We start from the raw sequence: 14,511 nt of genomic DNA, 5'->3' as shown, positions 1-14,511 counted from the left end.
ATTTACCGAGAGCATACTACCACGGTATTTCTGGTGATTTGGCGCTTTCCCTTCATGTTTCTGCTGAAATGCAATATTCCTTAATGTTTCGATACGAATTGGGGATTGGGAATTGGGCATTAGGACTGGGAAGAATGAAAAAAAATGCCTAGTCCCGAATATGCAGCACTCTTTGTTCGATTCTCTTAGCAGACAAGTCAGCATTGCCGCAATTACTGGCTATCAAAAGCATATTTCCCCACACAAAGGCTTTGCTTGCGCTCATCGCTTGTTATATGGCGGTGAATCTTGCTCTGGATACTTCAAGCGGGTAATTGCTAAAGAAGGGTTAAAAGCAGCTTTTATCAATACCCGTGAACGATTTCAAGCTTGCGAGCAAGCTAATCAAATTTTGCGATGCCTTGCAGCAAGCCGCTACGCCTCTACGCAAATTGAGAATTCAGAAGAACCCACAGAGGACGAAAAAGCAGGTAAGCAGCCACGACAAAAAGCATCTGGTAAAGTTGCTCAAAAATCTTCATTTATTAGCAACAGCAATACCTACTGTTTTGATTGTGCCGAGATGGTTAGCATGATTCCTGATTGTGGCGTTGCTGATTGTGATTCTCTAGATTGTAGTGGTGCTGATTGTAACTTCCTCGATTGCGGCAGTTGCGGTAGCTAAATCTTGTTCATCTACAAATAATTATGTATGGTATATGTAAGACACAGTAATCCTATCAAGGATCTGTAGATTTAGTTGCAGAGGTACAGAGGCAGTGGGCATAGTAGTTGAGAATGTATCCAAACAATTCGGGAGTTTCAAAGCAGTTGATCAGGTCAGCCTGGAAATTAAGAGTGGTTCGCTAGTTGCGTTGCTCGGGCCATCCGGATCAGGTAAATCTACGCTACTACGGTTAATTTCAGGTTTAGAAATGCCAGATAGCGGTAAAATCCTGCTTACTGGTAAAGACGCTACGTACCAAAGCGTGCAACAGCGGAATATTGGGTTTGTGTTTCAGCACTATGCCCTATTCAAGCATCTGACTGTCAAGCAGAATATTGCCTTTGGCTTAGAAATTCGTAAAGCACAGCCAAAAAAAATTAAGGGGCGGGTAGAACAGTTACTAGAATTGGTGCAATTGAGCGGATTAGGCGATCGCTATCCATCACAACTTTCTGGTGGTCAAAGACAACGGGTAGCATTAGCAAGGGCACTGGCAGTAGAACCCGAAGTATTACTGCTAGATGAACCCTTTGGCGCACTTGATGCTAAAGTCCGCAAAGACTTACGGGCATGGTTACGCCGCCTCCATGATGAGGTTCATGTTACCACAGTTTTCGTCACCCACGACCAAGAGGAAGCAATGGAAGTCTCCGACGAGGTTGTGGTCATGAATAAAGGGCGTGTAGAACAGGTGGGTACACCAGCAGAAATTTACGATAATCCTGCCACAGCATTTGTGATGAGCTTCATAGGCCCAGTGAACGTATTACCTAGCAACTCAAAGATTTTTCAAAGTAGCGGATATGATGCGCCACACCCACAAGTATTTTTGCGTCCGCAAGATGTAATTTTGGAAAAGGTTGCCAACGGTGCCACTACGGCTGCTACAGTGAGCCGATTAATACATTTGGGTTGGGAAATTCAGGTGGAATTAACTTTCGATGACGGGCAAGTGTTGATGGCACATTTAACACGCGATCGCTTTAACCAATTAGAGTTAGAACCTCAACAGCGAGTCTATGTGAAACCAAAGGATGCAAAGTCCTTTCCAGTGTCTTATTCAATTTAGACTTTTGTCAGTTTTTCAAGGTTCCTAATCCTTAGTTAATCGCTGTGTAATTCAGCTATTTGCTGGGGATTTTAATCTTAAAGTAGGCTAGAGCGATTATCACAATTGAAAACTGCCATAACTTAATTTTCTAAAATCTGGATTTCATCAAGTTGATTAATCACCACATTCGCACCTCGGACATTATCCGACTTACCCACCCAAGTGATACCGATACAACCTGCGGCTTTAGCATCACGCGCCATTTGCATATCACCAACTGAATCACCCACCATCAATGTAGCGCCTGGTTCGACTCCCAAAGCTTGGCAAGCTTGCAAAAATAGCATTGGATCTGGTTTACTTGGCCCCTCATCTACTCCCATTTCCAACTGGATATAATCATTTAATTGGTGATTCTTTACAAACTTATGTACTTCATCGCTTGTTGCAGCTGAGAGGATACCAAGTTTCAAACCCCCTTCTCGTAGATATTTCAACAAGTCTAAGCTACCCACAAACAGCGGTGAAGGAGTTTTTTCAATATATTTTTCTGCTTCATCTAAAGCTTGACGGGCTATTTTTAAGGACTCAAACCATCCTCTTCCTGTTTCGGCAATATATGCCGCAGCCGCAACTTCTGTTTCACGGCGACTCGCTACTGATATCAAACCCGCCGGATCTAGAATATTCCCATTGATGCCAAATGCCATTAATAGGGGTTCCCCAATACCGGGAACTTGAGCATCTATTAACCTTGCTGCTCTTTGTGCGAGCGATCGCAAGTACGTTTCTGAATCTTCTAGAGTACCATTTTTGTCAAACAAAATTGCCTGAATATTATCAAAAGTGATGTTTCTACATTTAATAGTTGCCACAATATCTCACCCCACTTATTTAGTTAGAAATGAAGAGTTATGAGTTTTTATTATTAACTATTAACTCCTAACTATTACCAATTCTCCACATAAAAAAAGAGGGAAAAACCCTCTTTATCCAATTATTTAATACTCTTACTTAAAAACAAGTAAAACTATAAAATGTATTATTCTTCAATAGCTGCTGGAATTTCCTCTTCAGTTTCCGTCGCTGCTGGAATCTCTTCTTCAGTAATTTCCGCAACTACTGAAGTTACTTCCTCAAGTTCTGCTGCTGGTGGAATTTCTTCTTCAAGTTCCACTGCTGGTGGAATCTCCTCTTCAAGTTCCGCTGCTGGTGGAATATCTTCTTCTGCTACAACTTCCACAGGTGCAGCAGCCGCAGCAGTAGCACCTTGTTGCTTGGCTAGTAGCTGTTCACGATACTTAGCAGCCATTTCTTCTGCCTTATCGTAGACCAAATCCCGGTTTTTAATCATGTCACCGGGTTCGGGTTCTAGCTGCTTGGTAGATAGCGAAATCCGACCTCTTTCTGCATCCAAGTCAATGATCATAACTTTCACTTCATCATTGACATTGAACACGCTATGGGGTGTATCAATATGTTCGTGAGAAATCTCAGAAATGTGCAGTAGACCACTGACACCACCAATGTCGATGAAAGCACCGTAGGGCTTGATACCACGAACTGTACCAATTACTACTTCGCCGACTTCTAGGCGGTTCATCTTGCGCTCAACCAGTGCCCGACGGTGAGATAGAACTAAGCGGTTACGCTCTTCGTCCACCTCTAGGAATTTCAATGGTAAATCTTCGCCTACCAATTCTTCTTTAGGTTTGCGGGTACTGATATGAGAACCGGGGATAAAGCCACGTAATCCCTCAATTCGTACCAATGCTCCACCGCGATTGGTTGCAAATACGCCAGAACGGACAGTAGCATCTTCTGCTTGCAACTGTCGCACGCGCTCCCAAGCCCGCATATATTCAATACGGCGAATGGAAAGGGTTAATTGACCATCTTCGTTTTCATCGGTAAGGATGAAAAATTCTCGCGTTTCGTTTGACTGTAAGACTTCTTCCGGGCTATCTACCCGGTTAATAGACATTTCTTGTATAGGAATATATGCTGCGGTTTTAGCACCAATGTCAATCAGAGCGCCGCGCGGCTCTATACTGAAAACTGTTCCTGGGACAACATCACCAGGGCTAAAATGATAATCGTATTTGTCAAGTAGAGCAGCGAAATCTTCGTGAGTGAATCCAATTTCTGTAGCGGTTAAATTCTGATTGACCATGCTGATTTGTTCCTGGTTCTAGTCTCCGTAAAGGTTGTGCGACAAGCGCGATGTGCTATGCAAACAGTTCTATGGCAGCTTACATTAACATCCATTTTCATCCTAGCGCAGAAAAGCTAGTATTAACACATATCTACTCCCAAGATTGGAAATTATATCACAATATTAAAAATGATTGGTTATTTACTTAGTAGTTAAAACCAACAAAGGACATACAAGATAATATCCGTTGCTACTAAGGATCGTAGCAACGGATACTAAAATTAAATCCGCTTAAAGGTCTGGTATATAGGATCTACTTATCTTTTGGTTTTTCAAAGCGAGGGGGTTCGCGAAATGCGATCGCAAAAAAGATAGTACCTATACACAGAGTAAAAATCAAGATGTACGCAACGCTTTCCATATTATGATTTCCTGCCTATCCAGCTAGTAATGAGGGATTAGGGATTGGGTACTGGGTATTAGGGACTAGGAAAACTTTTCCCAGTCTCCAGTCCCCAGTTTCCTGTCCTTTAAAGGGCTTCTTTCCGGCGGGTTGACTTGTCACCCACTTTCTGGAACAGACCCCACTCAACTTGTTCTTCTAGATCCGCATCAACACCAGCAAATACGTCTCGGTAGATTGTCCGAGAGCCATGCCAGAGGTGACCAAAGAAGAACAGCAGAGCAAATACAGCATGTCCAAAGGTAAACCAACCTCTAGGACTGGTGCGGAATACACCATCAGAGTTCAAGGTTTCCCGGTCAAATTCAAAGATTTCACCACCTTGAGCTTTACGAGCATACTTCTTCACATCAGCTGGCTCTGTAAAGGTTTTACCATTCAGATCGCCACCATAGAAGCTGACGGTGACACCAGATTGCTCGAAGCTATACTTAGATTCTGCCCGACGGAAGGGAATGTCAGCGCGGACAATTCCATCTGCATCGGTCAAAATTACTGGGAAGGTTTCAAAGAAGTTGGGGAGACGACGCACGGTCAATTCCCGTCCTTCAGAATCTTTGAATACGGCGTGACCTTGCCAAGACTGAGCAATACCATCACCCTTGACCATAGGCCCTGTACGGAATAGACCGCCTTTAGCGGGGCTATTACCGACGTAATCATAGAAAGCCAGCTTTTCGGGAATCTGCGACCAAGCTTGTTCAAGGGTTGCACCTTGGGCAACACTTGTTTGGACGCGCTGCTGAATTTCTTGACGGAAGTAGCCTTGATCCCATTGATAACGGGTTGGGCCAAACAATTCGATGGGAGTGGCGGCATTACCGTACCACATAGTACCAGCAACAACGAAAGCAGCAAAGAAAACTGCTGCAATACTGCTAGAAAGTACTGTTTCAATGTTCCCCATCCGTAGGGCTTTGTAGAGCCGTTCGGGGGGTCTAACTGTGAGGTGGAATAAGCCTGCAATAATACCAACAACGCCAGCGGCAATGTGGTGAGCCACAATGCCACCAGGGTTATATGGGTTAAAACCATCTGGGCCCCATTCTGGTGCGACTGCTTGCGCGGCTCCAGTTATACCGTAGGGGTCAGTAACCCACATGCCTGGGCCAAATAGTCCGGTGAGGTGAAAAGCACCAAATCCAAAACAAAGTAGACCAGATAAGAACAGGTGAATGCCAAACATTTTTGGCAAATCTAAAGCGGGTTCACCAGTGCGGGGATCTCTAAAGAGTTCTAAATCCCAGTAAACCCAGTGCCAAACGGCAGCTAGGAACAAAAGCCCTGAAAGAACAATGTGAGCTGCTGCAACGCCTTCAAATGACCAGAAGCCAGGATCAGTTGCTGCGCCACCAGTCACGTTCCAACCACCCCAAGATTGGGTAACGCCCAAACGCGACATGAAGGGAAGGACGAACATCCCTTGACGCCACATCGGATTGAGAACAGGATCGCTAGGGTCATAAACAGCCAGTTCGTAGAGTGCCATCGAACCAGCCCAGCCTGCTACTAAGGCTGTGTGCATTAAGTGTACAGAAATCAGCCGCCCTGGATCATTCAGAACGACTGTATGTACTCGGTACCAGGGTAGTCCCATCGACTACGCTCCTCCTCGATGAGTTAGTTTACAAAGCAATTTTCTTACTGAGATTCTAAGGAACGAAACTCGCCACTCAGAAAACTCTCTCTTGTTTTTGTTATTGCCACAGCCAGAACCTTACCACAGCCTAGTCTTATTAAGTCAGACAACGTGGGTGCTTTGGCAATGCTTACTCGCTTCGGGAGATTTACCCTGTAGGGTAGCCATCACTAAGCAAAAATGAGAATGTTTTAAAAAGTGTAACTATTGATGGAATTGTTTGCAAGCGTGTAAATTGATGCGATCGCGTAGCATCTCAAAGTTTTTTCGCTACCAATCCCTGTCGGGGATTAAATTTGCTTATCTTTTCTTTATGAGGGGAGTGGGGAAGGAGGCAGGGAGCAGAGGGAGCAGGGGAGGCAGGAGGGAGATGAGGGGGACAAGGGGGACAAGGGAGAATTATTGAACAACTTTCTTCCTTGTCTCCCCCCTCTTCCTTGTCTCCCCTCTCTTCCTTGTCTTTTCCCAATCCCCAATGCGCCACTATCTACTGAACCACCAATTGGATGTTTTGCAGGTGACACTTCGCCTCAGCTGTACCCAGGCGTTCGATTACCTGTTCGGCGCTCATCAGACGCTTGAGTACTACTTGGCCTATGGTCTTACTGGCAATTACTGGTGTTGTTGGCTTCACTTCCACTGTTAAAACGGCTTCTTCAACTCGATAAAGCCATAGCAATTCGTTGTGTTCCACTAAACAAATATTCATTCGCTGAATATCTGGTTGACGTCGCCATGCAGTTATTTGCCAGAGTCCATCAGATGCCCAGACTCTAGCAACTGCCCATCCCTCAGATAGAAAGAAATACTTCACGCTCTTAGTCTCACTTTTAGACTTTCAATCTGTTGTTTACGATATTGCGATCGCTTTATTCGCTGATGTATAAACACTAGATTTGTAAGTAAAACCATGTAGCCGTTCTCTACGAAAAACAACTTCACGGGTGTTTGTACCCCAGTAGCAACATGCAAAGTTTTAATGTACACTACTTGGCCTACCGTCAAAGCTTAACAAATCTATTCACTAGTAATTATGAATTTACGACAAATTTAGTCAATGTTTAAAATCTTAATTAAATAAAAGCTTTTTATTACTTAACGAATATCAAAGTTTATCTATTTGTTACTGTTTTTTGGTAACAAATAGTGCGATTGCACAAAAGCAATAAACTTAACTATGAAGTTGAGTAGCCGGCATAAATTTTAGAGTTAGTTGCCAACTCAGTCATAATATCTAGAAAATTTTTTCATATCTGGCTGCAAGTTAGGTTTATCTATATACGTAATACGTATACTTAGCCACAGGCATTGCTGTAATTAATTGTAAAAATCAAGCACAATATTCACAAATGTAGTAAAATTGCTGACCGCTGATATTAAATATTTTATTGCTATGACCTGGTTTTCCTTGTCCGTGAAACGGTGGGGTAGGATTACACAATTCCTATCTTTGTTCTGTCTATGTTTATGTTTAGTTGTTAGTTGCACTCCTCGCCCACAGCCAACTACGCCACCATCGGGTTCTGTGAATAGCCCTACAGGTGATGGTCGTATTACTATAGGTACAACAGCGAAACCGAGAACCCTTGATCCGGCTGATACTTATGAGTTAGCATCCTTAGGTTTGGTGTTTAATATGAGCGATCGCCTCTACACCTACGAACCAGGAAGCACAGAAATTAAACCCCAGCTAGCTACAGCATTACCTAAAGTTAGTCAAGATGGCTTAACTTATACCATCCCCTTACGTCAGGGTGTAGTTTTTCACGATGGAACTCCCTTCAATGCCCAAGCAATGGCGTTTACCATCAACCGCTTTATTCAAAATAAAGGAAAACCCTCTTTTTTACTAGGTGATATAGTAGATTCGGTAAAAACTACAGGCGAGTATGAGTTAACCATTCAGCTGAAAAAGCCCTTTGCAGCGTTTCCCTCACTGTTGGCGTTTCCTGGGGTGTGTGCAGTTTCACCAAAAGCTTACGAACTAGGTGCAGGTAAATTCAAGCCGAATATTTTTGTGGGGACTGGCCCTTACAAGTTAGCGCAGTATGGTACTGATTCAATACGATTTGACCCATTTGATAAGTATTGGGGAGAAAAACCAGCTAACAAGGGTGTTAATCTCCAAATTCAAACTAGTCCGGTTAATTTGTTTAATGCTTTCCGTACAGGCGCAATCGATGTAGCTTACCTGTCACTACAGCCAGATCAAAATCGTAGCTTGGAAGAAGGTGCTAAAAAAGGGGATTGGCAAGCGATCGCTGCTCAAGGTAGCGTAGTAAGTTATATGGTGTTAAACCGGAATCAGCAGCCTTTAGATAAACCAGAGGTTAGAGCTGCGATCGCGTCAATCATTGACCGTCCACTTTTAAATCAGCGAGCCTTACTTGGTCAAGCAGATCCGCTTTATAGCATGATTCCCACGACATTCAATGTTTCCCAGCCATTATTTAAAGATAAATATGGCGATGCTAACTTTGAGCAAGCAAAAAAATTATTAACTACTGCTGGTTTCTCCAAAGAAAATCCCGCAAAAGTACAAATTTGGTATCCTTCGAGTTCGCCTACTCGGAGTTTGGCAGCACAGACACTCAAATCCCTTGTTGATGCCAAGATGGATGGAATTCTGCAATTTGAAGTCACCCAAGCGGAAGGGCCAGCCTTTTTTAAGGACATTTCCAAGGGATTATATCCAGCAGCTTTACTTGATTGGTATCCAGACTTTTTAGATCCAGATAATTACGTCCAGCCGTTTTTGTCTTGTGATAAAGGTTCAGTTGCCAAAGGATGCGAAGATGGAGGCAGTCAAACTCAGGGTTCGTTTTACTATAGCGAAGCCATGAATAAACTGATTGATCAGCAACGCAAAGAACTAAATCCCCAAGCGCGTCAGAAAATTTTTACCGAAATTCAAACGCAAGTAGCGACTGATGTACCTTATGTTCCTTTATGGCAAAGCAAAGACTATGTATTTGCCCGAAATGGTGTGAGCAGCGTCCAACTTAATCCTACCCAAATTCTGGTTTATCAAAGAATTAAAAAGTAGTCATTGGTCATTGGTCATTGGTCATTAGTAATAACTGTTGACCATTGACTTTTGACTATTAAATAAAATATTTTATGCTCAATATATTTCTAGTTAATAGCTAAGATAATTCTAAAAACTGCATTTTAAATTTTGAATTGCTTATGTCTCGTTCTAAAGCTTTACAGTATTACATTGTTTCTCGCTTGCTTCTCGCGCCACTTCAGCTATTAACAATCATCACGATTGTATTTCTTTTACTAAGAGCAACACCAGGAGATCCAGCAGATGCAATTCTCGGTGGACGTGCGCCAGAAGCTGCTAAAGAGGAATTGCGAAAACAACTTGGTTTAAACCTTCCCCTGTGGCTACAGTACCTAAACTATTTAGGAAGCATACTACGCTTTGACTTGGGAACTTCTTTAATGAGTCGCGGACAGAATGTTTGGGACATAATTGGGCAATATTTCCCGGCGACGGTGGAGTTAGCAGTATGTAGTATGGCGGTTGCACTCATCGTTGGAATTGCGGTTGGGACTCTTTCCGCCTCTCGTCCTGGGACATATTTTGATGTCGGTGGGCGCTTATTTGGGATCATCACCTACGCACTCCCCATGTTTTGGGCGGGAATGCTTTTGCAGTTGATTTTCTCAGTCCAATTGGGTTGGTTTCCCAATTCCAACCGCTTTCCGCCCAATCTTCCGGCTCCCACTACTGTCACTGGATTGTATACAATTGATAGCTTACTCGGTGGCAATTTCACTCAGTTTTTCACATCTTTGCATCATCTTGCCCTACCAAGTCTCACACTAGGAATTTTGCTCAGTGGGATTTTTGAGCGAATTGTGCGAGTGAATTTAAAGCAAACTTTGCAAGCAGATTATGTAGAAGCGGCTAGAGCCAGAGGTATTGGTGAAAATAAGATTTTAGCCTCTCATGCTTTAAAAAATGCTCTAATTCCAGTAATTACAGTTTTGGGATTAACCTTTGCGTCTCTTTTAGGTGGGGCAATTTTGACAGAGGTAACATTTTCTTGGCCTGGGTTAGCTAATCGACTGTATCAAGCGATCGCCGATCGCGATTATCCCACAGTCCAGGGAGTGCTGGTATTTTTTGGTGCGATCGTTGTGAGTGCCAGCATTTTAATTGATATTTTAAATGCTTATGTAGATCCACGAATTCGATATTAATCAAGAGTTATTTATTTAGTCTTTTTGCAAAAATTCTTAATACCAATTCACGAAAACCCTGATACATATATATTTATCGTAAGGGCATGGCATTGCCATGCCCCTATCAACGTATTTGCTATTCTGAGGGCTTATCTTCTTAAACTACGAGGATCTAGTGCATCTCTCAGCCCATCACCGAGTAAGTTGAATGCTAGCACTGTCAGGATAATCAGCACAGCAGGCGGCCAAATTAACCAAGGTTGCAACACCAAAATTGAAGCGTTACTAGCCAGAGAAAGCATATTTCCCCAAGATGGGTCTGGTTGTTGAATGCCCAAGCCGATGAGACTCAATATCGCTTCTGCGCCAATAAAGCTGGGAATTGCAAGAGTCGCAGAGATAATTACATAACTAGCCGTTTGCGGTAAAACGTGGCGGAGGATGATATAAATTGGGTTCCCGCCCATCGCGCGTGACGCTTGGACAAATTCTCGCTCTTTAATTGATAGTACCTGTCCTCGAATGACCCGTGCTAAACCAGCCCAGCTAATAACCGAAGTAATCACCACAATTAGCAAAAAGCGCTGGGTACTGCTTAAACCAGCTGGTAAGACTGCGCCCAATGTCACCAAAAGATAAATACTAGGGAAAGTCATTAGCACTTCTGCCAAGCGCATAATCAGGCTATCAGTGACACCGCCGAAATAGCCGGAAATCCCCCCTATGAGCAAACCGAGGGGATAGGTAATGATAATGCCAAAAATCCCGATAAACATACTGATGCGACCGCCATGTAGGAGGCGACTAAATTGGTCGCGGCCTTGGTCATCAGTGCCTAATATGTTGACTTTTGCACCAGTTGTTGTGCCAAATAAATGCCAATTTAAGGGAATACCAGGAAAGATTGTGACTTCATCCCAATTTGGGGGTAGCGGCAAACTCATCTGCAACAAGCGGTATTCTGGCCCAGAGACAAATAGACGCAGGGGTGAGGGCTTTGTCAAGTCTACAATGAGTTTGCGATCACCTGTTTCTAAATTAGTGTCTCCCTGAGTCGTGGGATAAACATGGGGCCCGATAAACTGCCCTGACTGAGAAACCCAGTGTATCTTAGTTGGTGGCAGCAGTGAACCATTCGGCTGTGAAGCATAGGGATCATAAGGAGCCACAAAATCAGCCGCAATTACTGCTATGTAGAAAATTAAAAGCAAAATTGCCCCAAATCGTGCCAAAGGATTTTTCTTCAGTCGTCGCCACCAATCCATAGTAGTTAGGAGTTATAAATTATGACTTATGAGTTATTAAACTTTTATCTTAATTTATAACTCATGATTAATAATTCTTAACTCCAAACTTCCAACTCCTAATTCTCAAATCCCAACTCTCAACTCCTAACTCCCAACTTCTAACTTCTCTAAATACCGTTGCTGTTCTTGCTGTTGTTTTTCATGTTCTACAACAAACACATTTGAGTAGAGATTAGCGAGAATTTGTTTTCCCTGTTGTGTCAGTGACAGATAGTGCAGTCCCTCTTGGATATAGGGATAGACACCATTCCAGTAAAACTTCGCGTAGTTATTACGTAAATCGGCAGGGGTTTTATAGCCCAAAACTTTATTTACACCAGTTTCTTCAAACTCGTAAAATAAAGAAGTAATTTTCTTCAAGTAACGCGGGTCACTTAGTTGACCAATTAAATCAGCAGCACGTACTAATCCTGCAAAGCACTTTGTATCTTGATGATCTTCTGCCGCAGGTACAGGAAATCGAGTCAATTCAATATTGCTCTTAATTGCCTCAGCATCTATTAACTTGTGACCTCCAAAACGCTCATCAATAAAAAGCTTGGCTCTATCAACATGATACGGCGTGAGACTGGCATCAGAAGCGCCAGCAGCTACAGAAATCATTTTGCCATTTTTACCTGTGGCATATAAGTCTGCTGCTTCTCGATCTTGTCGGCAAACTCCCTTAACGTAGCCAATATCATGACACACTAAGGAGATAATACAATGCAACCAGTCTTCGCTGGAAACACCGCCTTCTCTAATGTGTTTGCCACGTAAGATTTCTTGCCCCACTAGGGTGACAAGGACAGTATGTTCGACATTGTGATAAAGGGCATCGCTATTGGCAATGTTTTCCAAAGCCATGTTACCAGCCCAGGCGATAATGTCCTGATAATCATTTTTGAAGCAGCCATAGGTGCGACGGTAGCCTTCTCGAATTTCATTTACAAAGGCATCAATTAAAATTTCAGTGGCATTGAACATATTTGGTTACTCTGGTAAATACCAATTATTTATTGATTTCATTGATTGATTTCAAAATTCCATTATCAGGGCCACCCTTGCTGGAATTTAAGGCAATGGAGTTTGCTCCTTTGTAACTCACGTGTAGCTGTGGACGCTAGCTTGACCTATGCCTAGATATATGGCTTTCTAGCAGCACAAAGGCTGTAGAGGGATTATGATTTGCGTATAAAATAATTTTTAGTGTAAAAAAGCATATAAATAGTTCAAATTTTAATTAGATAAATCTAGATTATATTCATCAGTTTTTCATATCTAACCATTGGTTGACAGTGATCTAAATACATATGGTGTGTGACCTAGAGTATCTAAATAAGATGAAATATTTTTTTGTATTATAATTTACATAAAATTCATAGGTATAATTTGCTAGTAATTTCTCTTAGTTAAAAAGTTGTATTATATACTGTTTTACGAGAAAGACATTTACGATGAAATGCGTCATAGTTTATATGAAGTAAATAAATTTCAAGTTTTCTTAAGAAAATACCAAGATTGGTATGCATAGACAGAAAGTGGAGGTGGGACTGTGAGCGATGAAAGTGTTTCAGAAGTCGAGGTGGAACAACCCGTAACATCTGAAGATGGTGGCTTTTTGAGCAAATCAGATCAAAAACCAAACAGGGCATGGTTGAAACCATTATTCTTAGGTGCTGGTTTAGGAATCGCGATCGCCTTTGGTGGGATGGGTGTAATCAGCCGTCTTCCATCCCGTCAACAAAGCGCGGTAGCGGATAAAAAAGTTAACCCAGCGATGACAGTTACCATCGCCACAGTAGAAACCGCCCGTGTTTTCCGTACCCTCAAAACTACTGGAACTGTAGCAGCACACGATTTAATTCCAGTCTTACCGCAGGCAAACGGCTTACAAATCAAAAGCATCCCCGAAGATGTAAAAGAAGGGGCTTTTGTCAAAAAAGGCCAAGTGTTGGCGGTGTTGGATGGTTCCATACTGCAAAGCCAAATTAGCCAAGCAAAGGCAGATGTGGAATCAAAACAAGCAGATGTGGAATCAAAACAAGCAGATTTAGCAGCCAAACAGGCAGATTTAGCATCGAATAAAGCTATAGTGCAGCAAAAACAAGCAGATTTAGCTCAAGCTAAGGCGAAGTTAGAAGAAGCAGCCAAGAATTATCAGCGCTATCAACAACTAGCTGACTCTGGAACGATTAGTAAGCAAGAACTCGATACTCGTTCTTACGCTGTGAAAACTGCCATAGAAGTTGTGAATCTGTCCGAAGAAAATGTGCGTAGTGCCCAGGCCAATATCGGCAGCGCCCAGGCTAATATTGGTAACGCCCAAGCTATCATCAACAAAGCCAAAGCTGATGTTCGCAGCAGTGCCGCTAGGGTGCAACAACTACAAACTCAGTTGGGACAAACTGTGGTGCGATCGCCGGTTTCTGGAGTAATAGCTGAGAAACTGGCTAGAGTAGGTGATGTGACTGGTGTACCGCCGCAAACCCAGGTGGGAACTGTGATTGGTGGTACGCAAAAGCTATTTTCGATTATCCGAGATGAAAAGTTAGAACTTCAGGCTAAGGTGCCCGAAATTCAACTAACTCAGGTAAAAATTGGCGCATCCGTGCAAATTACTTCTGATGTCGATCCGCGCGTGCGATCGCAAGGACGAGTCAGAGACATACAGCCACAGGTTAACGATCAAAGACGGGAGGCTACAGTCAAAATTGACTTACCACCAACAACTTTACTTAAACCAGGGATGTTTGCTAGTGCTGCAATTACTACTAACTCAGGAATGAGAATGGTAGTACCACAAAAAGCAGTGCAATCCCAAGCCGATGGAAGTGTAATTGTATTTACCTTATCGAGTGGAGATATAGTCCGCAGCCAAAAAGTAGAGTTAGGAGATCCCACCAATGGCGACAAAGTGGAAATCAAGAGTGGGTTGCAATTAGGCGATCGCGTCGTAGTTGATGGTGCAGGATATCTCAAAGATGGCGACAAGGTTCGAGTCGCAAATTGAA

The 14,511-nt window shown here is 42.8% G+C and carries 12 protein-coding genes; 5 read left to right on the top strand and 7 right to left on the bottom strand.

Going from position 1 to position 14,511, the window contains the following annotated elements:
- Nucleotides 1-160: 160 nt before the first annotated feature.
- On the top strand, nt 161-664 hold the full coding sequence (gene yidD / locus H6G92_RS03235) for a membrane protein insertion efficiency factor YidD (RefSeq protein WP_190890663.1): 504 nt from the start codon (nt 161-163) through the stop codon (nt 662-664).
- 94 nt (nt 665-758) lie between these two features.
- Nucleotides 759-1,775 (top strand): sulfate/molybdate ABC transporter ATP-binding protein, encoded by a 1,017-nt coding sequence (locus H6G92_RS03230; RefSeq protein ID WP_190890660.1) that lies wholly within the window; start codon nt 759-761, stop codon nt 1,773-1,775.
- A gap of 122 nt (nt 1,776-1,897) precedes the next feature.
- Here H6G92_RS03230 and H6G92_RS03225 read toward each other — a convergent pair whose 3' ends face one another.
- The 5 genes from H6G92_RS03225 to H6G92_RS03205 form a co-directional block, all read right to left on the bottom strand.
- Entirely contained in the window at nt 1,898-2,632 is a 735-nt protein-coding gene (locus tag H6G92_RS03225; protein WP_190890658.1) for an HAD family hydrolase, read from the bottom strand.
- 167 nt (nt 2,633-2,799) lie between these two features.
- Nucleotides 2,800-3,930, bottom strand: coding sequence for a 30S ribosomal protein S1 (locus H6G92_RS03220; RefSeq protein ID WP_190890655.1), 1,131 nt, complete (start codon nt 3,928-3,930; stop codon nt 2,800-2,802).
- A 295-nt stretch (nt 3,931-4,225) separates the two neighbouring features.
- Nucleotides 4,226-4,333, bottom strand: coding sequence for a photosystem II reaction center protein T (locus H6G92_RS03215; RefSeq protein ID WP_012409025.1), 108 nt, complete (start codon nt 4,331-4,333; stop codon nt 4,226-4,228).
- Between the two features lie 109 nt (nt 4,334-4,442).
- The gene (psbB, locus tag H6G92_RS03210; protein WP_190890653.1) at nt 4,443-5,972 is read right to left on the bottom strand and encodes a photosystem II chlorophyll-binding protein CP47; all 1,530 of its coding nucleotides are present in this window, start codon (nt 5,970-5,972) and stop codon (nt 4,443-4,445) included.
- 529 nt (nt 5,973-6,501) lie between these two features.
- On the bottom strand, nt 6,502-6,828 hold the full coding sequence (locus H6G92_RS03205) for a hypothetical protein (RefSeq protein WP_190890650.1): 327 nt from the start codon (nt 6,826-6,828) through the stop codon (nt 6,502-6,504).
- A gap of 579 nt (nt 6,829-7,407) precedes the next feature.
- Here H6G92_RS03205 and H6G92_RS03200 point away from each other — a divergent pair.
- Nucleotides 7,408-9,060: an ABC transporter substrate-binding protein gene (locus tag H6G92_RS03200; RefSeq protein ID WP_190890648.1), complete on the top strand. Its 1,653-nt coding sequence runs from the start codon at nt 7,408-7,410 to the stop codon at nt 9,058-9,060.
- Between the two features lie 143 nt (nt 9,061-9,203).
- A complete protein-coding gene (locus H6G92_RS03195) occupies nt 9,204-10,229 on the top strand; it encodes an ABC transporter permease (protein WP_118169532.1) in 1,026 nt (341 codons plus the stop codon).
- Between the two features lie 131 nt (nt 10,230-10,360).
- Here H6G92_RS03195 and H6G92_RS03190 read toward each other — a convergent pair whose 3' ends face one another.
- Nucleotides 10,361-11,476 carry an ABC transporter permease gene (locus H6G92_RS03190; RefSeq protein WP_190890645.1) on the bottom strand — a complete coding sequence of 372 codons (1,116 nt, stop codon included), beginning with the start codon at nt 11,474-11,476 and terminating at the stop codon, nt 10,361-10,363.
- A 126-nt stretch (nt 11,477-11,602) separates the two neighbouring features.
- On the bottom strand, nt 11,603-12,484 hold the full coding sequence (locus tag H6G92_RS03185; protein WP_190890643.1) for an Npun_R2479 family HD domain-containing metalloprotein: 882 nt from the start codon (nt 12,482-12,484) through the stop codon (nt 11,603-11,605).
- A 568-nt stretch (nt 12,485-13,052) separates the two neighbouring features.
- Here H6G92_RS03185 and H6G92_RS03180 point away from each other — a divergent pair.
- Entirely contained in the window at nt 13,053-14,510 is a 1,458-nt protein-coding gene (locus H6G92_RS03180; RefSeq protein ID WP_190890640.1) for an efflux RND transporter periplasmic adaptor subunit, read from the top strand.
- Nucleotide 14,511: the final 1 nt, after the last annotated feature.

It is taken from the genome of Nostoc foliaceum FACHB-393 (assembly GCF_014698505.1).
GTDB classification, from domain to species: domain Bacteria; phylum Cyanobacteriota; class Cyanobacteriia; order Cyanobacteriales; family Nostocaceae; genus Nostoc; species Nostoc foliaceum_A.
Note: the sequence above shows the minus strand (reverse complement) of the source record. Positions and strands in the feature narration are given on the sequence as shown.

Excerpts from the sequence above, each read along its gene's own strand:
- H6G92_RS03215 (WP_012409025.1), bottom strand. The coding sequence starts at position 4,333 with ATGGAAAGCGTTGCGTACATCTTGATTTTTACTCTGTGTATAGGTACT.
- H6G92_RS03190 (WP_190890645.1), bottom strand. The coding sequence starts at position 11,476 with ATGGATTGGTGGCGACGACTGAAGAAAAATCCTTTGGCACGATTTGGG.
- H6G92_RS03220 (WP_190890655.1), bottom strand. The coding sequence starts at position 3,930 with ATGGTCAATCAGAATTTAACCGCTACAGAAATTGGATTCACTCACGAA.
- yidD (WP_190890663.1), top strand. The coding sequence starts at position 161 with ATGCAGCACTCTTTGTTCGATTCTCTTAGCAGACAAGTCAGCATTGCC.
- H6G92_RS03185 (WP_190890643.1), bottom strand. The coding sequence starts at position 12,484 with ATGTTCAATGCCACTGAAATTTTAATTGATGCCTTTGTAAATGAAATT.
- H6G92_RS03195 (WP_118169532.1), top strand. The coding sequence starts at position 9,204 with ATGTCTCGTTCTAAAGCTTTACAGTATTACATTGTTTCTCGCTTGCTT.
- psbB (WP_190890653.1), bottom strand. The coding sequence starts at position 5,972 with ATGGGACTACCCTGGTACCGAGTACATACAGTCGTTCTGAATGATCCA.
- H6G92_RS03200 (WP_190890648.1), top strand. The coding sequence starts at position 7,408 with ATGACCTGGTTTTCCTTGTCCGTGAAACGGTGGGGTAGGATTACACAA.